The sequence below is a fragment of the Thalassospira sp. A40-3 genome (assembly GCF_015871485.1).
GTDB classification, from domain to species: Bacteria; Pseudomonadota; Alphaproteobacteria; order Rhodospirillales; family Thalassospiraceae; genus Thalassospira; species Thalassospira tepidiphila.
Window position 1 is genome coordinate 3,745,143 of sequence record NZ_CP065428.1, and the last position, 26,246, is coordinate 3,771,388.

At 57.0% G+C, this 26,246-nt stretch carries 3 protein-coding genes; all 3 read right to left on the minus strand.

The window, feature by feature from the left end; all coding sequences use genetic code 11:
* Positions 1-15 precede the first annotated feature (15 nt).
* The 3 genes from IT893_RS20205 to IT893_RS17385 all read right to left on the minus strand — a co-directional run bounded on the left by IT893_RS20205 (position 16) and on the right by IT893_RS17385 (position 25,948).
* Positions 16-21,909 carry a M10 family metallopeptidase C-terminal domain-containing protein gene (locus tag IT893_RS20205; protein WP_305791406.1) on the minus strand — a complete coding sequence of 7,298 codons (21,894 nt, stop codon included), beginning with the start codon at positions 21,907-21,909 and terminating at the stop codon, positions 16-18.
* Between the two features lie 245 nt (positions 21,910-22,154).
* The gene (locus tag IT893_RS17380) at positions 22,155-23,462 is read right to left on the minus strand and encodes an HlyD family type I secretion periplasmic adaptor subunit (RefSeq protein WP_197146101.1); all 1,308 of its coding nucleotides are present in this window, start codon (positions 23,460-23,462) and stop codon (positions 22,155-22,157) included.
* On the minus strand, positions 23,462-25,948 hold the full coding sequence (locus IT893_RS17385) for a type I secretion system permease/ATPase (RefSeq protein ID WP_197146102.1): 2,487 nt from the start codon (positions 25,946-25,948) through the stop codon (positions 23,462-23,464). The genes IT893_RS17380 and IT893_RS17385 overlap by 1 nt, the downstream gene beginning before the upstream one ends.
* Between the last annotated feature and the right edge of the window lie 298 nt (positions 25,949-26,246).

Consider the following 26,246-nt stretch of genomic DNA (forward strand, 5'->3'; position numbering starts at 1 on the left):
ACTTCTGATCCTTGATCAGTTGCCAAAGCCGAAGTCATCAGCATCCAGATCATCCGGATCATTGACCCCCATCAGCGTGACAGAGGCATCATTGCCCAGTTCAATGACGACATTGCCATCGGTATCGAGATGCATGTCATTGAGGACCTGGTTGAAGTTGTTGTAGTTCCACTCCGACAGATCGATGATGTCTTCGCCCGGCGTGAAGTCGGTAATGATGTCATGCCCATCGGCTTTGCCGATCTGGAAGGTATCCCAGCCTGTGCCACCGGTCAGGGTGTCATCACCGGCACTGCCATAAAGATGGTCATCGCCCGAGCCACCCAGCAACAGATCATCCCCGGCATTGCCCCAAAGCGTATCGTTCCCGGCACCGCCATCAAGGGTGACATCGCCATAGCTTTCGGTGTCGCTGGTCAAATCAATGATGTCGTTGCCGTCACCGGCCTCGATCACTTCGATTCCGCTGATGCGGACATTGGCATCACCGTCACTGACGTCATCATCGAGGAACAGGGCGTCATTGCCGCTGGTCATTTTCAGGGTATCGATACCCTCACCACCGGTGAAGACATCGTTCGACTGGTTATAGCCACCCAGATTGACCGTCTCGCCAGTACCAGTGTCGCCACCCTCATTATGGCCCCAGCCATTGCCATGGAAATGGTGATGACCCCAGCCACTGTCGTTCTGATGACCATCTTCGCCAGGTGATCCATTGTTGACGGCGTACCAGTTGTTATCCCAAACGCCATCGGCGTTGTATTGCAGGACATCATCACCGGCACCGCCATTGAGAACATCCTGACCGGCACCGCCCGTGATGGTATCAGCGCCCGAACCACCCCAAAGGGTATCGTTGCCAGCACCGCCATCGATCACGTCATCGCCGGCGTTGCTCCAGACGATGTCATCGCCAGTGCCACCAAGGATGGTTACATCACCATAAGACAGCGTATCACTGGTCAGATCGATGATGTCATCGCCGTTACCGGCATCAATGACTTCGATGTTGGAGATGCGCGGGCTGGTGCCCGGATCGGTCAGGCGATCTTCAAGGAACAGGGCGTCGTTGCCGCTGGTCATTGCCAGGGTATCGGTGCCCGAACCGCCATCAATGATGTCTTCGGAACGGTTATAGCCCGAAAGATTGATCTGTTCGTTGGTGCCATCCATCCCCGGATCGCCAACGTTTTTCGCAGCATAACTGCCAGTCCAGCTCGCATCCTTCTGGTATTCGATGTAATCGTCGCCAGCACCGGCATCGATCAGGTCCGAACCGCGGCCACCATTGATGCTGTCATTGCCATCGCCACCCCAGATGGTGTCATCCCCGTCGTCACCGCCAAGGATGTCATTGCCATCAAGACCCGACAGCAGGTTCGCGCCATCGTCACCAAACAGGTAATCGTTGAAGTTCGAACCAATCAGGTCTTCGATCGAGCTTAGCTTGTCATTCCCAACGCTGCTGCTTGCGGTGCCGCTTTCAAGATTTGCGGCAACTGCTGTGGTCGAGTTGGCATAGCTTGCGGTATCGCGACCGGCACCCCCGACAAGGCTGTCATGACCGGCACCACCCATCAGGGTGTCATTGCCGGCATCACCGTAAAGCTTGTCGTCGCCATTGCCGCCTTCGATGGTGTCATCGCCATCGCCGCCATAGAGACGGTCGTTGTTTTCGCCGCCATCAATCACGTCGTTGCCGGCACCACCCAGAATGCTGTCATCGCCGGTACCGCCATTGATGGTGTCATTGCCGGCTTCGCCATACAGCTTGTCCTGACCCTGACCACCGGTGATGGTATCAGCACCGTCGCCACCCCAGACGCGGTCATCACCCGATCCGCCATCAAGGGTATCGTCGCCGGTGCCGCCGGTAATGCTGTCCTGACCACTGCCACCTTCGATCAGGTCGTTGCCATCATCACCCGAAAGCGTGTCATCGCCGTCACCACCATACAGGCTGTCATTACCTTCCATGCCACTGATGGTGTCCTGACCATTCAGGCCATAGACAGTGTCATCGCCGGCAAGGGCGGCAATCGTGTCATTGTTACTCGTGCCATAGAGCAGATCATCATACGGCGTCGGGCCAGACGCCTGTTCGACACCGACAAACATGTCCGCCTTAAGCTGGCTCATTGAGATGCCAACAAGTGTGAGCGTCCCCTGACCATTGAGATTGATCACGGTGTCGTTGCCGACCTGGGTCATCTGGCCTTGCAGATCACCCCAGTCATCAATGTCGAGCGACGTCAGATTGATTTTGTCTTCGTTGGTGTTGAAGTCGGTAACGACCTTATTGCCGGAATTGTTCGATACGATGATTTCGTCCGCACCCGCACCGCCGGTGTAGGTGTCATCACCCGCACCGCCATCAAGCGTATCATTGCCCGAACCACCCAGCAGGGTATCGGTGCCATCGGTTCCGGTCAGGGTGTCGTTGCCGGTACCCCCATCGAGAAGGTCATTGCCATTGCCACCCGACAGAACGTCATCGCCGTCACCACCGAGAAGCGTATCGTCACCATCACCGCCAAGCAGGGTATCGTTGCCGATGCCACCATCAAGGGTGTCATTGCCAGCATCCCCCGACAGCAGGTCATTGCCTGCGCCACCGGCGATGCTGTCATTGTCATCACCGCCATACAGAACGTCGTCGCCGCCTTCGCCATCAAGCGAATCATTACCGGCAGATCCGTAAATGGTGTCGGTTTCGTCGCCACCGGTGATGGTGTCGTCACCTTCCATACCGTCGATGTAATCATCGCCGCCGCCGCCATCCATGACGTCGTTCCCGGCATGACCGATCAGGGTATCGTCACCGGCATTGCCTTCGATGACGTCGTCGCCTTCGTTGCCTTCGAGGCTGTCATTACCCGACCCGCCGGAAATCACATCATTGCCGCTGCCGCCGGTGATGGTGTCATTCCCATCGCCACCCGAAAGCGTGTCGTTGCCTTCCATGCCATTCAGCGTGTCATTGCCAGCACCGCCATCGACGGTGTCATCACCGGCAAGCGCATCGATATAATCATCCTCGCTGGTGCCCAGCAGGACATCATCAAACTGGGTCGGGCCACCATCATTTTCGATACCGACAAACATGTCGGATGAAACGTCATTCAGGCGGACACCACGCAGCGTGACAGAGCCCTGATCGCCAAGATCAATGACCGTGTTGCCATTCACTTCGGACAGAAGCGGGGCCAGGTCAGACCAGGTGCTGATATCAAGCGCATCGAGCGAGATTTGATCAACGCTGGTGTTGAAGTCCATGACGACCTTGTCACCGATCAGGCTGGTGACCTGAACAACGTCGGCACCCGAACCGGTATGGATGACGTCATCACCGGCGCCACCATCGATGGTATCGTTGCCCTGATCGCCATAAAGCGTGTCGTTGCCCGCACCACCGTCAAGGTAGTCGTCGCCACGTTCGCCATGCAGCGTATCGTTGCCTTCGCCACCGATCAGGGTATCGGCACCATCGCCGGTCCAGATGACGTCGTTGCCCGCACCACCATCGACGGTGTCTTCGCTGATGTCGGCTTCGACATTGTCAAACGTGTCATTGCCCGCACCCAGATCAACTTCGTTGTTCTGGCTGTTGCCGTAGACATAGTCGTCATGAGCGGATGCGATGACTTTTTCGAAGTTTGCAAGGATGTCACCAACCGCATCGCCGCCAAAGGCACGCCCGCCCTCACCCGGATTATGGGTATGGGCATCGGTGTCACCGAGGAAGATTTCAACGCCTTCGCCGGATCCTTCGTAACTGATGGTGTCGCGGCCATCACCACCATCAAGATAGTCGCCACCAGCACCACCTTCGATGGTGTCATCACCGGCACCACCGAGCAGCGTGTTGGCACCACTTGATCCGGTCAGGACATCTTCGCCGTCCGAACCGATGACGTTTTCGATGTTGCTGATCGCATCCGTCCCGGTTTCAGCCGACGTCGCAGTACCAGCCGACAGATCCACCGTCGCACCGTTGGCAGCCGACATATCAAGCGTATCTTCGCCGGCGCCACCATCAAGGGTGTCGTCGCCTGCCGCTGCCATCAGGGTATCGTCACCGGCACCGGCATCGACCACGTCGTTGCCCGCGCCATCATCAATGACGTCTGCACCATTACCAGCAGCAATCGTGTTGTTGGCCGCATCACCGGTAATGGTGTCTGCCGCGGCACTGCCGATCACATTTTCAAAGCCGGAAATGGTGTCATTGCCGGTTTCAGCACTGCTTGCCGTACCGGCCGCAAGATCAACCGTCGCACCGCTGGTGGCATCACTGAGGTCAAGGGTGTCGTCACCTTCGCCACCGGCAAGGGTGTCATCACCTGCACCTGCCATGACGGTATCGTTGCCCGCACCACCATCGACGATATCGGCACCTGCACCGGCAGTGATCACGTCGCTGCCTTCACCGCCACTAATGGTGTCATTGCCTTCACCGCCATCAAGGATGTCGTTACCGGCACCACCTTCAAGCAGGTCATCACCCGCACGACCCGAAAGGGTATCGTTGCCCAGCCCGCCGGTCAGGGTGTTGTTATCGTCCGAACCGGAAAGCCTGTCATTGCCGTTCGAACCAATGAGGTTTTCGATGCTGGAAAGCTTGTCGGTTTCGGTTGTGCCGACCTTGGCCGTACCGGTCGCAAGATCGGCATTTACCGGGTTGCTTGCGTTGCTGTAATCGGCGGTATCATTGCCGTCGCCACCAACAAGGGTGTCGTTGCCAGCACCGCCCGAAAGCGTATCGTCACCGGCACCACCATCAAGAATGTTGGATTTCGCATCACCAGCGATTGTGTCGTCATGATCCGAGCCGACGACGTTTTCGACATGATAGATCGCGTCATTGCCGGCACCACCGGTTGCGGTGTAGTTCGCCAGATCAACATCAACAGCCGACGTCGCATCGTCATACATGACGACGTCTTCATCCGCACCACCGACAATGATGTCATTGCCCGCACCACCGCGCAGGGTATCGTCGCCGATACCACCCTGCAGCGTGTCATCGCCAACACCACCATCGATGATGTCGTCGCCATAGCTGCCATCAAGGTAATCGTTACCCGCACCGCCATCCAGATTGTCATGGCCAAGTTCGCCATTGATGGTGTCGTCACCCACATTGCCCCAAAGGGTATCGTTACCCGCACCACCATTGATGGTGACATCGCCGTACGAAATGGTGTCGCTGGTCAGATCGACCACGTCATCGCCAGAACCGGCAATGATGACCTCAACCCCGTCAAGGCGTGCGCCATCGGTCGTGGTTTCATCAACGGTCGTCTCAAAACTGATCGAACGAACAAAGAAGTCACTGCTGTCCGAACCTGTTGAGCCATTGGCGTAGGGCTCGCTTTCAAACGCGATATAGCGGAATTCGACCGCATTGCCGCTGCCATCGGTGGCGTTGATGGTTGCCGTGCCGACACCATTGCTGGTGTAATCGATCGTGCTGTCATCAAGCGTGCCCGAAGCGACAAGGTTGCCGTCAGCATCAAAAGCCTTCCATGACCCGATCTCGCCGCCGCCTTCACCGGCCATCAGGTTGGAAACCTGAACCGTGGCGGTCGAGGCATCTGCACCAAGATCGACAACGATGGCTTCGCTTTCGCCGGACTGGGCATCGTGGTTGATCTGACCACCAGCGATACCGCCGCCGTCATTACCGATGCCATTGCCATCAAAGTTGACCGCGTCATCCGCCGCCGCAAGGTTCAGTTTGCCATCGCCATCGACATAGGAAGTACCAAAGTCAAAGGCATAGAGATTGGCATCAGACCAAGCCGCCTCGACATCCGCAGAGCTCGCCGATTCTGTCAGGCCAAGGGTGCGGGTTTCGGTCGTCGACGTGGTGGTCTGACCATCACCCAGTTTGGAACCATCAAGCACCAGTGCATCACTGCCATCGGTCATATCAAGGGTGTCATTACCCTCGCCACCAATGAAGGTATCATCAGAGATATTCTTGCCGCTGATATCGGCAATATCGCCGGTGCCATCAACACCCGGGCTGCCGGTGTTTTCGGTGGTATCACCGCTGGTGGCTGTTCCGTCGGCTTCGAAGTTCAGAACGTCGTCACCAGCCCCGCCGTCAAGGGTATCGTCACCAGCGCCGCCGCTGAGTTCGTCGTTATCGGCACTACCAGTTAAGGCGTCGTCGCCTTCACCACCGGTCAGGGTATCGTTGCCAGCACCACCATCGAGGCTGTCATTGCCTGTGCCACCGTCCAGGGTGTCGGCACCGTCATTGCCAAGCAAGGTGTCATCACCCGCACCACCCGTAACCGTATCGTCACCGGCAAGGGCATCGATGGTGTCATCATCATCGGTCCCTTGCAGGGTATCATCGTACGGGGTCGCGCCATCAGTGATGTTGTTGAAATCATCAGCACTCAGGTCGCTGAGAGCAACATTGACGAAGGTCACCGTACCGCCAGCCGGCAGGTTCAGGACTGCGTTACCGTCGCCGTTCTCACTTAGCAGCGGAACCAGATCACCCCAGCTTTCGAGGCCAAGATCATCAATCGAGATTTTGTCTTCGCCAGGAGTGAAGTCGCTTACGACATCATCATCGGTGCCATCGGCAAAGATGAAGGTATCCGCACCGGCACCACCGGCAACCGTGTCATCACCAGCACCGCCATCAATGGTGTCGTCACCGGCACCTGCATTGATGACGTTATCTCCGTTCGATCCGGTAATCTGGTCGTCGCCAGCACCGGTCGTGACATTTTCGAAGTTCGAGAACTGATCATTGCCGGTTTCAGCCGAGCTCGCCGTACCCGCACCAAGATCAACAACAGCACCACCCGTTGCGTTCGACATATTCAGGGTGTCAGTGCCGTCGCCACCATCAAGGCTGTCATTGCCTGCACCGGCGATGACCGTATCATCACCGGAACCGGCCAGAACAAGGTCGCTGCCCGCGCCATCGGAAATGACGTCGTTGCCCGCACCACCATCAATCAGATCGATGCCATCGCCACCATCAATGGTATCGGCACCGGCACCAGACGAAATGGTGTCGTCGGCGCTACTTCCCGTGATGGTGTCATCACCGGCACCCGTAACGACATTTTCAAAGCCGGAAATAACATCAGCACCGGTTTCGCTGCCGTTGGCTGTGCCATCCTGCAGATTGACCGCGACATCCGCGTCGACATCGGACATATCGAGCGTGTCAAAGCCGTCACCCCCCGAAAGGGTATCGTTGCCAGCACTGCCGACCACTGTGTCATTGCCCGCACCGGCATCAACGATGTCATTTCCTGCACCGGCATTGATGTGGTCATTGCCATCACCGGCGCTGATGCTGTCATTGCCTTCGTTGGTCCAGACGGTGTCGTCACCCGTTCCGGCATCAACCGATACATCGCCATAGGATTCCGTCTGGCTGGTCAGATCGACAACATCGTCGCCGGCTCCTGTGTCGATGACTTCGACGCCAGAAATCGACGGTGCGTTCGATCCATCGGCATGATCATTATCAAGAATGATGGCATCACCGGCCGACGTGCCGACAAGGGTATCAACACCTTCGCCTCCATCGAACTGATCATCGCTCAGACCAAGGCCTTCAAGGTCGGCAACATCGCCGGTGCCATCAACACCCGGGCTACCGGCATGGTCGGTTTCATCGCCGGCCTGACCGATACGGTCGGCTTCGAACTGAAGAACGTCGTTACCGTCGCCACCATCAAGGGTGTCGGTTCCTTCGCCACCGCCAAGCGTATCGTTGCCACCACCGCCAATGACGGTGTCATCGCCCGAACCACCACCGACAGTGTCATCACCATCGCCGCCGTCAACGGTATCGTTCCCATCGCCACCATCGACTGTGTCATTCCCGGCACCGCCGCCGACAGAGTCATTACCACTGCCACCGCCAACGGAGTCATTGCCGTCGCCACCATCAACGGTATCGTCGCCGTCACCACCATCGACCGTGTCATCACCGCCGCCGCCGCCAACAGAATCATTGCCGCTACCGCCACCGACGGAGTCATCACCGTCACCACCGTCAACGGTATCGTTGCCATCGCCACCATCGACGCTGTCATTGCCGCCGCCGCCATCAACCGAATCATCGCCGTCGCCACCGCCAAGGGTGTCTTCACCCGGCGTGCCGACATTGTCGATACCCGTGAAGTGATCCGGGGTCAGATCGCCCACAGCCACACCGGACAGGGTCACCGTACCGCCAGCTGGCAGGGTAATAACCGCACCGTCAGGGCCGTCAGACAGCAAGGGTTGCAGATCGGTCCAAGCCGAAATGCCCAGATCCGGCAGCGAAATCGTATCCGACGTCAGATCGAAATCAGTGACAAGGTCGGTGTCCGTGCCGTCTTCGAAGACAAACGTATCCGCACCGTCACCACCCGAAAGCGTGTCGTCACCAGCACTACCATCAAGGGTGTCGTTGCCAGCACCACCGTCAATCACGTTGGCATCGTCCGAACCGGTAATGACGTCAGCGCTATCCGAGCCGGTGACATTTTCGAAGTTCGCAATGGTGTCCGATCCGGTGTTGGCACCACTTGCCGTACCGGCCGCCAGATCAACCGTCACACCACCCGTGGTGCCAGACAGATCAAGGGTATCAATACCGTCGCCGCCATCGATGTCGTCATTGCCGCCATCAAGGGAAACGGTGTCATTGCCCGCACCGGCATCAATCGTGTTGTTGCCAGACGATCCGGTAATGGTGTCATCACCATCGGTCGCGATGACATTTTCGAAGCCCGAAATGCTGTCGCTGCCGGTTTCACCGCTGCTTGCGGTGCCTGCGCCAAGATCAATGGTCGCGCCATTGGCATCCGACAAATCAAGGGTATCGTCGCCGTCGCCGCCCAGCAGGACGTCATCGCCAGCACCGGCTTTAATGGTGTCATTACCAACACCACCGTCAATGGTGTCAGAACCTTCGCCGCCATCCAGGACGTCGTCACCCGCACCACCATCAAGGGTGTCGTTGCCGGCACCGCCATTGATGTTATCAGCACCCTCGCCGCCCAACAGGACGTCATTACCATCATTTGCCCAGATGGTGTCATCGCCCGCACCGCCATCGACCGTGACATCGCCATAGGAATGAGTGTTGCTGGTCAGATCGACAACGTCATTGCCTTCGCCAGCATCGATGTTTTCGATATCAACGATGGACGGGTTGGCCGCACCGTTCTCATGATCGCGATCAAGGATGATCGCATCATCACCGGAACCGGCAACCAGCGTGTCATTGCCTTCGCCACCAACGAAGCTGTCATCAGACAGGTTCTTGCCAGAGATATCGGCAACTTCACCAGTCCCATCGGTGGTCGGGCTCCCGACATGGTCGGTGGTGTCGCCTTCTGCGGCAACATTGTCACCTTCAAACGACAGGACGTCATCACCGGCACCGCCATCAATCAGGTCGGCACCTTCGCCACCGGCAAGCGTATCATTGCCCGCATCGCCCGAAAGCGTGTCGTTACCAGCACCACCGGCAAGCATGTTGTCGCCCGTCGAACCGGTCAGGGTGTCATCACCCGCGCCACCGGTCGCACCTTCGATACCATCGAGGGTATCGGTGCCATCGGTCGTCGTGCCCGTGCCGTTTTCAAGATCGACAACCACATCATCGGTCTGGTCGGAATAATCGACGATATCGTCGCCGTCGCCGCCGATCAGGGTGTCGTTACCCGCACCGCCCGAAAGCGTGTCATTGCCTGCGCCACCATCAATGACGTTGTCGAACTCGTTACCCGCCAACGTGTCATCATGGTCGGAGCCAATTAGAGTCTCGAAACCATCAATCGTGTCATTGCCTGCACCACCGGTTGCAGTACCGGCACCAAGGTCGACATTCACGCCACTGTCTGCGTCTTCGTAGGACAGGACATCTTCGCCCTCGCCGCCGATCAGCGTGTCATCTCCGCCCTTGCCAAAGACCGTGTCATTGCCTGCGCCACCGTCCAGAATGTTGGCGTTTTCATCACCGATCAGAACATCATCGCCATTACCGCCGGTGACGTTTTCGATGCTTTCAAGGGTATCGTTGCCAGCCTCACCCGTCGCTGTGCCTGCACCCAGGTCAACGGTGACGCCTTCGGTCGTGTCGGAATAATCGGCGGTATCACTGCCATCGCCACCACGCAGGGTATCGTCACCTGCGCCACCGATCAGCGTGTCATTGCCTTCGTCACCATAGATATCATCGTCACCGGCCTGACCGTCGACGATGTCATCGCTTTCAAGGGCATGGATTTCGTCACTGATCTGGCTGCCGGTGATGTCATCTTCGAACTCGGTGCCAAAGATGGCGTCATAGCCAAAGAAGTTTTTCTGACCAAGATCATCGACCGAGACACCTTCAAGCGTGATGCTGTCGCCATCACCAAGGGTGATGACGGCATTGCCGTTTTCATCATCGGACATCTGGTCACGAAGGGTGGCATAATCCTCGATGCCGTAAGCCGACAGATCAATGATGTCTTTTTCGACGTCAAAGTCGGTCACGGTGTCATTGCCGCTGCCCGGCTCGAGCACGATCAGGTCTTCGCCTTCGCCGGTGATCAGGACGTCATCACCCGCACCGCCAACAAGGGTATCGTCGCCCGAACCACCATCAAGGGTGTTGACCCCGTCGCTGCCGATCAGGGTATCGGTGTAATCGGTCCCGATGACGCGTTCGAAATTCCGAACGATATCGTCCCCGCCGCCACCGGTCGCATATTCCTTGATCAGATCGACTGTGACACCCGCATCGACATTGGAATAGTCAACGGTGTCGATATCATTTTCGCCGTTGCCACCATCAAGGATGTCATCCCCGGCATCGCCATAGACCCAGTCGCTGCCAGCGCCGCCTTCGACAATATCGTCGCCTTCGCCACCGCTGATGGTGTCGTTGCCAGCTTCACCCAGAAGGATGTCGCCACCGGTGCCACCGTTGATGATGTCGTCGCCGGAACCGCCGCTGATTTCGTCGATGCCTTCGCCGCCATCAATAACGTCGTTCCCGGCGCCAGCATTAATCGCGTCGCCACCGGCACCGCCGGAAATGGTGTTGTTGCTCTCGTCACCGGCAATCTTGTCGTTAAAGTCGGAGCCAACGACATCTTCGATATCGATCAGCGTATCATTGCCCTGACCGGTTGCGGTGCCCGCGGCCAGATCAACATCAACGCCCTGATCGGCACTGCTGTAATCGGCGGTATCGGAACCTTCGCCACCGTCAAGCACGTCATCACCAGCACCTCCGACAAAGGTGTCATCCCCGGCAAGGCCGGTCAGGGTATTGTTTTCATCATTACCGGACAAAGTATCGTCAAACAGGGTACCGGTGACGTTTTCGATGCCTTCAAGGACGTCATCACCATCACCACCGGTAACGGTTCCCGCCTCAAGGTCGGCATTGATACCTGCGCCTTCGGTCGAGTAATCGGCGGTATCATTACCGTCACCACCACGCAGCACATCCGATCCGGCATTGCCGACCAGCGTATCATCACCGATACCACCATCGACGGTATCGTTGCCTTCGCCACCGATCAGGCGGTCATTCCCGGCACCACCATCAATCGTGTCGTCGCCTTCAAGGGCGTTGATGATGTCATCGCCACTGCCGCCGATCATTTCATCGGCGTTTTCTGAACCAAGCTGAACTTCAACACCGATGAAGTTATCGGCAGTCAGCTCTGACGGGGTGACGCCTTGCAGGGTGATGGTATCGCCGCTGTCAAACGTGATGGTCAGATCACCATTGGCGTCCGTGCCAAACATTTTCTCAAGCGCACCATAACCGGCAATATTGAAGCTGGTCAGGTCAATAGTATCGACGAGCGGATTGAAATCGGTAACAGTATCCTGTCCGTCGCCCGGATTGAAGATCACCTGATCCGAACCGCTTCCAAGTGTCAGCGTGTCATCACCCGCACCGGCATCAAAGATGTCATCCCCTGCACCACCGATAAAGGTATCGCTCTGTGCGCCACCGATGAAGGTGTCGCTGAACTCGGAACCACGGATTGCCTCGATGCCTTCAAGGGTATCGGTACCGGTTGCTGTGCCGGATACGGTATTGTTGCTGGTATCAACTGTGACGGCAGCCTCGGAGTCGACATAGCTTGCAGTATCAAAGCCTTCGCCACCAATCAGGCGGTCATCACCGGCACCCGACAGCAATGTGTCGTTGCCTGCGCCACCATCAAGCGTATCGCTGCCAGCACCACCTGAAATGATGTCATTGCCCGCGCCACCTTCGACAAGGTCATCGCCGCCGCCAGACGAAATAACATCGTTACCTTCGCCGCCAGAAATAGTATCAGCGCCGTCGCCGGTATTGATGGTGTCATTACCCGCACCGCCATCGACGACATCAGCGCCCTCGCCGGTGGTGATGACGTCACTACCATCGCCGGCATTGACAGTGTTGTCGCCGTCACCTGCATTGATAACGTTGCCATTGTCGTCGCCAGTGATCAGGTCATCGCCGTCGCCGGTCGTGACATTTTCAATATTGGTAAAGGTGTCGGTATCAATGCCATTGGTGGCTGTGCCGTCGGTGAAATCAACGGTCTGGTCGCCGGAGAGATCACTCAGATCAAGTGTATCGTTCCCTGCACCACCGTCGATGGTGTCGCTACCAACACCGCCGCGCAGCGCATCATTGCCAGCACCGCCCAGAAGGACGTCATCGCCTGCACGACCATCAAGGATGTCATTGCCCGCTTCACCAGACAGTGTGTTTCGTTCCCCATCCCCACGAAGGGTATCCGCGCCAACGCTACCAGTGATGTTTTCAAAGTTCGAAATCGTATCACTGGTGCTGGTTGCGCCCGTCTGAAGATCAACTGAAACACCTGACTCACCGGTAAACGAGAGGGTATCTTCGCCCTCGCCTCCGTCAAGCGTATCGTTACCCGCACCGCCGGAAATAGTATCGTTGCCAGCGCCACCTTCGACAACGTCATTCCCGGCACCACCGGTGATGCTGTCATCGCCGTCGCCGGCAAGAATGGTGTCGTTGTTGCCACCACCGGTGATGACGTCATCATGGTCAGATGCAATGATCTGTTCGATGCCACCAAAGGTGTCGGTACCGGTATCTTCACCGGTTGCCGTGTTGGTGCCCAGATTGATATTCAGGCCGGACGCAGCATCCGAGTAATCAAGCGTATCGGCACCCGAACCACCAATATAAGTGTCATCGCCAAGTTCACCGACGAAGCTGTCATCGCCTGCGCCGCCATCAAGGATGTCGTCTCCAGCACCGCCGATCAGCATGTCGTTACCGGCACCGCCATTGATCACGTTATCGGCTTCGTCGCCCGTGATGGTGTCATTAAATTCTGTACCGGTGACGTTTTCGAAACCGGAAATCGTGTCATTGCCATCTGCGCCGGTCGCAGTTCCAGCAGACAGATCAATGTTCTGCGCCCCGGTTGCCTCGGAATAATCAAGGGTATCGGTCCCTTCACCACCCGACAGGGTGTCATCACCCGAGCCACCGGAAATCACGTCATTGCCAGCGCGACCTTCAATCGTGTCATTACCCGCCCCACCCGACAGGGTGTTTGCCGCATCCGAACCACCGATGCTGTCATTGGCATCCGAGCCAATCACGTCTTCGATGTTGCTCAGCAGATCGGTACCGTCAGATTTGGCGGCCGAACCGGCTTCAAGGTCAACATCAACGCCGGTTTCGCTGTTGCTGTAATCAATTACGTCCTGACCGGCGCCACCATCGATCACGTCATCACCGGCACTGCCGTTGATAATGTCGTTCCCGCCGCCAGTCAAAATGGTGTTATCACTATCCGAACCGGTAATAACGTCGTTCCGGTTCGAACCGATTACATTTTCAACATTAAGAACCGTATCACCAGTGTCTTCGTCGGTTTTACCCGTCGCAAGGTCGAGGGTTATCCCCTGCTCTGCACCGGAGTAATCAACCGTATCAATCCCGTCACCACCATCAATCAGGTCTTTGCCAAGGCCACCGATCAGGGTGTCGTCACCGACACCACCAAGAAGGGTGTCGTTACCTTTGCCACCTGACAGAATGTCATCACCCCCCTCACCGGACAGGACGTTGTTCCCCTGATCACCCGTGATGGTGTCATCAAAATCAGAGCCGCTGAGATTTTCGATACCCGAAAGCGTATCATTGCCAAGCCCGGTTACAGTGCCCGCGCCCAGATCGGCCGTAATACCGCCGGTCGCATTACCGTAATCAACGCCATCAACCCCGGTACCACCGCGCAGCACATCATCGCCGCCACTTGCGATCAGGGAGTCATTGCCTGCGCCAGCATCAATCGTGTTGGCACCAGCATCGCCAATCAGAATATCGTCGTGGGCCGAACCGGTGACGTTTTCGATGCTTTCAAGCGTGTCTTCACCCGCCGCACCACTTGCCGTTTGTGCAGCAAGGTCAACAGTAACCCCGCCCTCGGCATTGGTGTAACTTGCGGTATCTTTGCCCGCACCGCCCGACAGGGTGTCATCCCCGCCCAGTCCTTCAAGGATGTCGTCACCTTCGCCGCCTGCGAGGATGTTATCGACATCAGAACCAATCAGGACATCATTGCCCGCACCGGCAACGATGTTTTCGACATTCCGAATCTGATCATTGCCACTTTGTGCCGTGGCCGTCCCGGCGTTGAGATTGACATTGATACCAGCAGTTTCGTCGGAATAATCAACTGTATCGACGCCTGTGCCACCATCCAGGATATCATCACCTTGACCGCCAATCAGGGTGTCGTCGCCAGCACCGCCAAAGATGCTGTCATCGCCTTGAACACCATCAATGATGTCGTTGCCATCAAGACCCGACATCGTGTCCCGACCATCGGTCCCCGACATGGTGTCATCACCAGACGTTCCGACAATGTCACGCACCCCGATGAAGTTGTCTGCGGTGATATCTTCAAGGCTGACACCTTCAAGCACCATCGATGTGCCTTCGCCGAAATCGATGACAAGGTCACCGTTTTCGTTTTCGGACATCATCTCGTAAAGCGCGCCGTAGGTATCAACACCAAGAGCACGAATATCAATCTGGTCCTCGCCAACGGCAAAGTCGGTGATGGTATCGGTTCCGGCATCCGGACCAACAACGTAAACATCCGCCCCCGTCCCACCGGTCAGGGTGTCATCACCCGCACCACCGGTGATGGTATCAGCACCGGCCCCGGCATTGATAACGTTGTTACCGTCATCGCCGGTGATGATATCGGCCTGGCCAGAACCGATGACATTTTCAACGCCACTAATGCTGTCAGTACCGCCGGCATTGCTCGCCGTTCCTGCCGACAGATCAACGTTGACCGCACCGCCATCCGCATAGGTTACAGTGTCGTCGCCATCGCCACCTTCGATGGTGTCACTGCCTGCGCCACCGATCAGAAGGTCGTCGCCGGCACCACCATCAAGGATGTCGTCACCAGAACCACCGGAAAGGATGTTGTTGGCATCGTCACCAATCAGGGTGTCGTCGTGATCTGAACCCAGAACACTCTCAATACTTTCAAGGGTATCGTCGCCAGCGGCACCACTTGCAGTCCCCTCGGAAAGATCAACGGTTACAGAGCCGTCGGCATCGCTGTAGTCAGCTGTATCTGTACCATTACCGCCGACAAGGGTGTCGTTGCCTAGGCCGCCGACGAGTAAGTCGTTGCCCGAACCGCCCAATACGGTGTCATTGCCTTCACCGCCTGAAAGCCTGTCATTGCCTGTCCCACCAAGCAATGCGTCATCACCGGCACCGCCGGAAATGGTGTCATTACCAGCACCGCCGGACAATGTGTTGGCACCATCATTTCCGATGATCGTGTCGTTCTGGTTTGAACCAAGAACATTTTCGATATCAATCAGTGTGTCTTCGTTCCCGAAACCGCCGATGCCAGCTTCGAGATTGACTGAAACGCCACCGCCGGCCGAATAGTCAACAGTATCTTCGCCGTCACCACCGTCGATGACATCCCGACCCAAGCCGCCGGAAATGGTGTCATCACCGCTGTTACCGAAAATTGTGTCGTCACCTGCACCGCCGGCAATCGTATCATTGCCCGCAAGGCCATCAATCACCTCGGCCGCCAAGGATCCTTGCAAAACATCATTGCCCTCGGTCGCGCCCAGGGTTTCAATGTCAATAAAGTTTTCCGCAGTCAGGTTTTCGGGTGAAACACCATTCAGGACGATAGTGCTGTCATTTATAGTAATGACTGCATTACCCGCATTGTCCGTACCGAGCATTTTCTTGAGTGCTTCAAAGTTCGGAACATTGAAGCCAGCAAGATCAATCTTGTCTTCTGCCGGATTGAAATCTGTGATGACGGACCGGCCAGTCTCGGCACCAAAGACAAAGGTATCAGCACCTTCACCGCCGGAAACAACATCGTTGCCGCCACCTGCAGTGATGGTGTCATCGCCAGCGCCACCTTCGATGACGTTACTAAACTGATCGCCAGTCAGCACATCATCGAAATCCGAGCCGACAATATTTTCGACAGAGCTTAGCGTGTCGTTGCCATCCGCACCCGATGCCGTGCCCACAGCAAGATCGACATTTACGCCACCGGATGCATCGGCATAGGTAACGGTATCGGAGCCAAGACCACCCGAAATCCGGTCATTGCCGGCGCCACCCGCAATTGTGTCGTTACCGGCACCGCCATTGAGCACATCATCGCCAGCACGACCATCAAGAACATCGTTACCTGCGCCCCCATCAAGCACGTTCGCAGAGTCATCGCCGGCCAGAGTGTCGTTAAAGGACGAGCCCGTGACATTTTCAAAGTTGGCAATTGTATCAGTGCCGTCAGACACAGTTGCCTGTCCGGTCGCAAGGTCGACAACAACACCACCGTCAGTACCCTGATAGCTCAGGGTATCGTTACCATCGCCACCATCAAGATCATCATTGCCGGCACCGCCATTGATCGCATCGTCACCCGTACCGCCGGTAATGGTGTCAGTGCCGGTTCCACCGGTTATGAAATCATTGCCAGCACCACCATCAATCGTATCGTTTCCGGCACCGCCGGAAACCACATCGTTGCCGTCTTTGGCGCTAATCACATCACTTCGGTCAGTACCAATCAGAACGTCCCTGTCCTCGGTACCTTCCAGCGAACGGATGCCCTTGAAGTTGGCATAGGTCAGGCTATCGGGATTAACACCTTCAAGGGTAATGACAGCATCGCCAACCGAAATCGTCGCATTGCCCGCCGCGTCTTCGCCGATAAAGTCGGCGACATCGGAGAACAGCTCAAGACCGTCAATACCCTGAATATCAATGACGTCGTTCACAGGATCGAAATCGGTGACGAGATCATTACCGCTGTCCGCGCGGACAACGAAGGTATCGGCACCCGATCCACCGGTCAGCGTATCGTCACCGCCGCGACCATCAATGGTATCGCTGCCCGCACCACCGAGGAAGATATCGTCACCACCGCTGCCCAGCATGGTGTCGCTGGCCGATGAACCCTCGATCTTCTCAAAACCGGAGATAACGTCGGTAAAGTCGTTTCCGGAAACCGTTCCAGCCTCGAGGTCAACCGTCACGGCCGACCCAGGACCTGTCACACCAGCGTTATAGCTTAGGGTATCGTTGCCATCGCCACCAATCAGGGTGTCATCACCGGCACTGCCAAAGACAGTATCGTCGCCAGCACCGGTATTAATGATGTTGTCGACAGCGTTGCCATAAACGATGTCGTTACCAGAACCTGACACAACGTTTTCAAAGCCCGAAAGGGTGTCATTGCCGTCACCGGTTGCCGTGCCGGTCGAGAGGTCAACCGTCACACCGCCATCAACGTCGGTATAATCAACAGTATCGTTCCCAGCACCACCAGACAGCACGTCATCACCGCCGCCACCGGAAATGGTGTCATCACCAGCCATACCCGAAAGCGTATTCGCGCCATCGTCACCGGAAATGACATCGTTGTTTGCAGACCCGGTAATATTTTCAATGTTGGAAAGCTGCGCTGTCCCGGAACCCATCGTGGCGGTGCCGTTCGCAAGATCGACATTCAGCCCGGACTCATTGCCAAAGGAAACCGTATCATTGCCATCGCCACCATCGATGGTGTCGTTACCGCCAACGCCGCGAATGACGTCATCCCCCGCGCCGGTCGAAATGACATTGGCGTCACTGGACGCAATGACAGTGTCATCGCCAGCACCAGTAATTACGTTCTCAACACTAACCAGTGTATCAGTTTCGCCGGTTTGGCCGTCACGCGCGGATCCATCCTCGAGATTAACTTCCTGACCGCTTTCGCGCGCACTCAGATCAAGTGTGTCACTGCCTTCACCGCCAATGAGGGTATCGTTGCCTTCTTCGCCAACGAACAGGTCGTCGCCGTCGCCGCCATCAAGGGTGTCATTGCCACCACGACCAACAAGCGTGTCATTACCCGCACCACCGCGCAAAACGTTGGCACCGTTATCGCCGTAAAGTTCGTCATCATAGGCTGAACCGGTCGCATTCTCGATACGATCAAGAATATCGTTGCCATCGGCACCCGTCGCCGTTCCTGCACCAAGGTCAACCTGAACACCGCCATTGGCGCCGGAATAGTCGACAGTATCAATACCTTCCTGACCGCGCAGGGTATCGTTGCCCGCACCGCCCGAAACCGTATCATCGCCATAACCGCCGGAAATGACATCGTCACCACCCCCACCGCTGAGCGTATCGTCGCCGCCATAACCATAAAGCGCGTCGTTGCCATCAGTGCCAGCACCGACGTCATTGTCTTCGGTTTCAAAAATACGACCGAAACCGCGGAAATCATCCGCACTTAGGCTGTCGCTGCTGACACCTTCAAGGGTGAGCGTGCCCTGATCCCCGAAATCGATAACGGTGTTGCCGTTGCCATCATCGGACATCATGGTTTGCAGGGTTGCAAAGTCCTGAATGCCGAGTTTGGAAAGATCTATAATGTCTTCCGAATCGGCAAAATCAGTGATCGTGTCATTGCCGAAATTCTCGGTCAGCTCAAAGTCGTCAGCACCCGAACCACCAGTCAGGGTGTCGTCCCCCGCACCACCAGTCAGCGTATCGATACCGGCACCGCCCTCAAGGATGTTGTCGGCATCATCCCCCGCAATGTGATCGTCAAAGTCGGAACCGACGACGTTTTCCACCATCTGAACGACGTCATTGCCCGCACCGCCCGTCGCGGTTTCGTTGGCAAGGTCAACCGTGACGGCACTGTCGGCATCGCTATAGCTTACAGTATCGACACCACTGCCACCCTGGATGTGATCATCGCCTTGGCCCCCACGCAGGAAGTCGTCACCGGATCCACCCGCCATAACATCATTGCCGGAGCCACCCACCAGAAGGTCGTTGCCAGCCCCACCCTGCAGTACGTCGTCGTCATCGCCACCAAACAGGCTGTCGCTGCCATCACCGCCTTGCAGGATGTCGTTGCCGCTTTCACCGCGCAGGACATCATTGCCCCCACCACCCTGCAAAAGGTCATTGCCAGCGCCGCCTTCAAGCGTGTCATCGCCGTCATTGCCCTGAAGGGTGTCATTTCCGCTATCCCCCCCGAGGGTATCTGGCTCGTCGTCGCCCTGAACGATGTCGGCCGCACCTGACGGATTATTGTCAAAGGCGTTGGAGTCGCCATCATCAGCATCGGTTACGTCGCCATCCGCTTCAGCGTCGGTGCCGCCGGTTGTTTCACCACCCGTTGCGTCCGCGCCCGAGGTTGCATCGCCAGAGGTTTCTTGTCCGGCGTCACCTTCGGGTGCTGCGCCTGCTTCGACGCCTTCGGTGGTATCACCCGATGTGGTTTCTTGGCCTAGGGTCTCATCGGAAGTTGAACCTGCATCAGACGCCTGATCGCCATCAGCGGCAACATCACCTGATCCTGCCTCGCCGGAGCCTTCTGCCGGTGTTTCGTCGCTGCCTTCGCCAGTGGTTTCAGAACCAGCTTGTGGCTCAGTCGTCTCAGCGCCGGATGTTTCACCGGTTGCTTCGTCTACCGGCTGCTCAGTACCTTCGCCCGCAGCATCACCGGAATCCGCACTGCCAGTATCGGTTGCACCACCTTCGGTATCGCCGGAACCCAGCGTATCTTCACCGCTGCCAGCAGAAGCACTGTCGGAACTAGTTTCTCCGCTGGTTTCGCCGCCAGATGTGTCTTCACCAGAGGTTTCGGTGCCCGCACCAGCTTCTGAACCTGCACCAGAACCCGTATCAGAACCGTCGACGACTTCACCGCCGTCAGAGCCTGAAGCTTCTTCTCCGCCGGTTGCGTCACCAGAATCGGAACCACCCGTGGAAGGTTCCGTCTCACCTGATGCGGTTTCGCCTGTCGTGCTTCCACCGTCCGTCGATCCGGAAGTTTCGCCCGAAGACGCACCGGTTTCGTTACCGGTCGCTTCGGAACCGGATGCAGCACCTGAACCGCCATCGGTTGGTGTTTCCGACGCGCTATCGCCGGTGCTGCCCGTTTCGTCTGTGCTTTCTGAACCGCCAGATGTGGCTTCGCCCGAGGTGGTATCTTCCTGTGCTTCAGAACTGCCCGTTGAACCGGTTTCCGTTACCGCATCGCCAGTCGTGGTTTCACCGGAACCGCTGGAATCACTGTCGGTCCCGCCATCACTCTGGGTGGTTTCTTCACTGCCGGATGCATCGGTCGCGCCATCACCGGAAGCCTCATTAGAAGCCCCGCCAGAGGTTTCACCAGAATCTGTCGAACCCGCTTCCCCGGTGCTGCCGGAACCAGTTTCCGTACCACCGGCTTCCGTACCGCCTGTGCCACTATCGCCTGTCGCATCACCGCTTGCGGCACCATCGGCTGCGGTACCGGTATCGCTTTGCGACGGCGTATCTTGCGCGTCATTTGTGCGACCAGCGCCGGACTCCAGATTGACTTCAACACCCTTATCAGACTGGCTGTAATCAAGGGTATTTTCGCCCGCGCCACCGTCAACAACGTCCGCACCGTCGCTTGCGGCAAAGGTGTCGTCACCATCACCACCCGACAGGCTGTTATTGCCGGAATCACCCGTCAGAACATCATTGCCCGATGTCCCACGGAGATTTTCAATATTTTCAAAGGACGTCCGATTGGCACCAGTGGCATCGGTCGAGGAACCTTGCGAAAGATCGGCGCGCACGCCGTCAGAAGCCCCGTCAAATGACAGGGTATCTTCGCCAGCACCGCCATCAATGCTATCAACGCCGCCGCCCGGCAAAATCACATCATCGCCATCCGAACCGATGATGATATCGTCGCCTGACCCACCTTCAATCACATTGGCTTCGCCATCGGTGGAGGCAGCATCCCCGCCCTCCGTCGCGACAGAAACTTCGTTGATCTGCGGGACATCCACCAGCGTCACATTGGCAAGATCTGCCTTCGACACGCCCTCGAAAATCACCTTGTCGCCGGTGGCAAACACGATGAAGGCATTGCCAGACGCATCTTCGCTGGCCAGCGCCATGAGCTCGCTGACACTGTCGACGCCAAGGTCGCCAAGTGCCAACACATCTTTGTCAATGTTGAAGTCGGTGATGGTGGTTTGCTCGAAACCACTTTGGAGCACGAAGGTATCGCGTCCTTCGCCGCCGGTAACAACATCCTCACCCTCGCCCGATTCGAAAATGTCGTCGCCTTCGCCGCCAATCAGGGTGTTGTCACCACCATCGCCCACCAGAACATCATCATAGGCAGTGCCGATCACGTTCTGGATGTTGGTGAAAACCTGCGTTGCAGCGGATTGTGAGTTGCCCTCGCCCGAAGAGCCTGCCCCAGAATCATTTTTGACCGCAGCAGAATCCCCTTCTGCGCGGTCATCAAGAACCTGATCAATATCGGTGTCGGTAATTCCAACACCGTCGTCTTGGTTGGCGGGCGAGACCAAAACACATACTCCCTACATGGGAATTATTTTTACCAGTACTGCGGCGAACAATCGGCCACAGAATCGACTTATACCGTAGTATAAATTAGATTTATGCGAATCATCAATAGAAAATGACTCGCCCGGGGATGGTTGATGCGTTTTTTCTCATATTTTCCGGCGTTTTGGAAGGAAAAAGCCCGGTCTGTCAGAATCTGTCAGGTTGTATAGATTCTGCCATCATGACCTATACGTTATTTACCAAATCATTGTTCGCGGAATGCGCGATCAAAGCTGGTGGTGATCGGTGAAAACAGGTAAGCAAGAATCGTTCTGGCACCCGTTACGATCTCCAACTGGGCGGGCATGCCGGGCGACAAAATCATGCCTTCATGCTCTGCCAGGCTCTCGGCATCGATCTCGACCATGGCCTGGAAATAGGATCGGCCTTCGGAGTCTGTCAGCCGGTCCGGCGAGACATCGGTTACAGTGCCCTTGACCGGCGCAAACCAGCGCTGACTGAACGATGTCACCCGGATATTGACCGGAAGCCCGGCCGAAACGACGTCAATATCGTTCGGGGAAACGCGGGCCTCGATCACAAGCCGATCATCCGCCGGCACGATTTCAAGCACCTGTGCACCGGGCGGAATGACCCCGCCGATCGTGGTGAACTGCATGTTGGTCACCGTGCCATTGCGCGGCGCCTTGATGTCGGAACGCACCAGGATATCCTCGGCCGAGCGCAGGCGTTCGTTCAGATCGGAAATCTCGCTTTGGATATCGCGCAATTCTGTGTTGATCGATTGCAGGTGGTCACGCATCAGTTGTGACTGGCTGGCCTTGACCTGCTGGATTTGCTGTTCGATCCGGGCAATATCTGCGGAAAACCGCCCGATATTACCAAGGGTTTCAACCAACCGGCTTTCGAGTTGCAGCAACCGGGTCCGCCGCGCATAGCCAAGATCAACCATCGGTTTGACCATGGCGAGCTCTTCCTTGACGATCCCGACCTGCTGTTCGGCAGCGGTCTTTTGCTCGCGCGTGCCAACAATCTCGCGACGCAATTCCTTGATGCGCTCGTCATAGAGCGCAAGCTCACCGGCAAACGCACTGCGGCGACTGTCAAACAGGGTGCGTTGTGCATCGGTGATCGAAAAATAGCGCGGATCTTCAAGCGGCGGCGGGAATGACAAATAATCATCCTGTGCCCGTTCGGCAATCAGCCGCGTCTGGGTCGCCAGCGCGTTGAGATAACGGTTATTGAGCAGATCATAACTTGCCCGTGAACGTGTATCGTCAAGCCTAATCAGGACATCGCCCGCCTGGACCCGCGTACCATTGCGCACAAGAATGTCGCGAATGATGCCGCCTTCAAGATGCTGAACGCTTTGTCGGCCCGAAAATGGGGCAACCACACCACTGGCCGTGGCAGCCGAATTGACCTCGGCCGTACCAGCCCAAAGCAGCACGGAACCAAAGCCCAAGAACAGGATCAAAAAGCCGATACGCACCAACGGCTTAACATCGGTACTAAGCTCACGCGCGGTCGGAAGTTGCACTCCACCAGACATCAGGCACCACCCTGGCGACGTTCAGCCGATCCTTCAACCACACGCAATTGCGGACGACCGCGACGGGTATTTTGTGCACTTGGTTGTGCGCGATCCATCGGGCGGTCTTCTGCCTCGGCCGGTTTGCGGCGCGGTGCGCGCGCAGCAGCGGCGCGTTCGGCGTCCTCACGCACTTTGCGCATGCGCATCGCAGCTTCTTCGCGGGCCTTGGCGATGGCTTCGGCTTCACTCATTTTGCGCTGTGGCGCAGGCTTGCGGGCCGGTTGTGCGGTGCGTTCCGGCTGGGCCTTTGGTTTGGTCGCGGCGCGCTTGGGCGCAAGGTCGGCGGCACTTGCCGGACGGGCTTCACGCGATGCGCGGGCTGGCGGGTCCTTGCGGGCTGCGTCCCTTGTCGCCGCTTGCTCCTTGCTGACCGGGCGCATGGTCATCATCGTGCCACCAGGGGTCGGCTGCGGTTTCATTTCTGTTTTGGCGATACCTGCCGCCTGCTTTGCGGCCTGCGCACGACCAGAACCAGCTTCACCGGTGGCACCGAAATCCGCGATCTCTGGTTTTTCCACGATCTCGATTTCAGGTTCCGGCGCGCTCATGGCTGCTGCCGGATGGGTATTGGGGGCCGTGCTTTTCTCAACAATCGGGCGCGGTGCATCAGGGTTGGGCACGGCAATCTGTTTGGGGGTGATGCGCATTTGCCCATCAGATGGAAACGCGTCGGCCATTGGTTCGGCCGGGCGGGACATTGGTGGCAGGCCACGCGCAATTTGACCACTTTCCGGAACCGGTTTTGATACTGCTGATTTCGCACCACCCTTGACCGGGACAACCTGAATTTGGCCGTCGGCCAGGGCCAGAATGGCATCGGCGCGTGCCAGAATTTCGCGTTCATGACTGACGATAAAGGTCGTAATGCCGTTGCGGCGCAAAACATCGATCAGTTCGCTGATATGGGTAACGCCGTTGTCATCAAGGGCGGTTGTCGGCTCATCGAGCAACAACAAACGCGGACGCGAAAACAGGGCGGCGGCCAGTGCAATTAATTGCCGCTGCCCGCCCGAAAGATTGCGACCACCACGATCAACCCGCGTGTCATAACCATCGGGCAAATCCAGGATGAACTGATGCGCACCAGCCAATTCAGCAGCCTGAATGATGTCGCGCATTTCCGCATTGCCAAGACGAGCAATGTTTTCGGCAATTGTGCCTGGGAACAGGAACGGGTTTTGCGCCAGATACCCGATCTGAGCACCCATTTCGGTACGATCTGCACGCGAAGCTTCAACGTCGTCAAGCTTCACCGAGCCAGACCCCGGCAACCAGATACCCATGATCAGCTTCAAAAGCGCGGTCTTGCCAACGCCGTTAAACCCTGCGATTGCAATGATCTGCCCCGGCCCGGCCTTGAACGAGAATCCCTTGAAAAGCACATTGCGGCTGTTGGGCGGCGCAAAGACAAGACGATCGACACTGACCGACATACCCCGCCCGCGCGGCATGGGTGCCGGGACCGTCTGACGTTTTTCAAGCAGGATATTATTAAGACGTTCAAACGAACTGCGTGCCGCATTCCAGCTGCGCCATGCGGTCACTGCGCCATCAAATGGCGCCAGACCGCGCATGCCAAGGATCATGGACGCCACCATGATGCCGATCGTGATGCTTTCGGACAGAACCAGATAGGCCCCAACCCCGATAAAGCAGACCTGCATGGCAAGACGGACAAAATGCGATAACGTGGTCGATGTGCCAACCCGCCTGCTGGCCTGACCTTCCCAATAAAGCGAATCTGATTGGTCCGCCTGCCAGCGTTGGCGGGCGGACTGGGTCATGCCCATGGCTTCCATCGCCTCGGCATTGCGGACATAGGTTTCTTCCTGCGCAATACCGCGGTTCTGGCTTTCTTCGGATCGGTCGACGGAAATCTTGGCGGCAGCTTCGTTGGCAATCGCAATCACGATCAACAACAATGCCCCGCCACATGCCACCATGCCAAGACGGGTGTCGAAGATGAACACAACCCCGATATAGACCGGCGCCCACATAAAATCGATCAGGGCAAACGGGCCACTGCCGGTCAGGAACCCGCGCAATCCATATAGATCGCGCAAAGGTCGCTGGCGCATCTGGCTGCCGCGTGCCGATTGCTGCACGACATGGGCAAACAGCTCCCCGCCCAGACGCAGATCAAGTGCCGTCCCGACCCGGATCAAAACCCGTGACCGCAGCTGTTCCATTGAGGCGATGAAGACCAGAACAAGACCGATACCAAGGGTAAGGAGGGCCAGCGTATCCACCGACCGGCTGGAAAGAACGCGGTCAAACACCTGCATGGAATATATCGGAATCACCATGTTCAGCAGGTTGATCACCATCGAGAATCCGCCGACAAGCGCAATCGACCGCCAGAACAACCGTTCCAGCGGGGTACGATCCCCTTCGCGTCCCGCATCCGATTTGCGGGTGGGTCGGATTCTATCCAACAGGCCCATCAAGTCCTTCCACTACCACCGCCCATGAAACAAGGGCAGATCTCTTATATCTGTTGCCGTTGACCATTTGGCAATTGCGCATGACGAACCACCCGCGCGACAAAGCCACAACGGGTATCCTAGCCAATGGCATACTCCCACTATTCTAGTCGAATATATAAGGATGTGTTAAGATTTCGCCGCAAAGCCCTTTATTTCATTGCCTTACCGCGTCATCACATCGCGCAATTCTTCCCAAATTCCGGCCCCTAAACCCAACCACGTCTTGCTGGCAAAAACCTGTGCTGGATCAATGCAA

What these genes read in the sequence shown, in the direction of transcription:
- IT893_RS17385 (WP_197146102.1), bottom strand. Translation starts at nt 25,948, where the DNA reads ATGGGCCTGTTGGATAGAATCCGACCCACCCGCAAATCGGATGCGGGA.
- IT893_RS17380 (WP_197146101.1), bottom strand. Translation starts at nt 23,462, where the DNA reads ATGTCTGGTGGAGTGCAACTTCCGACCGCGCGTGAGCTTAGTACCGAT.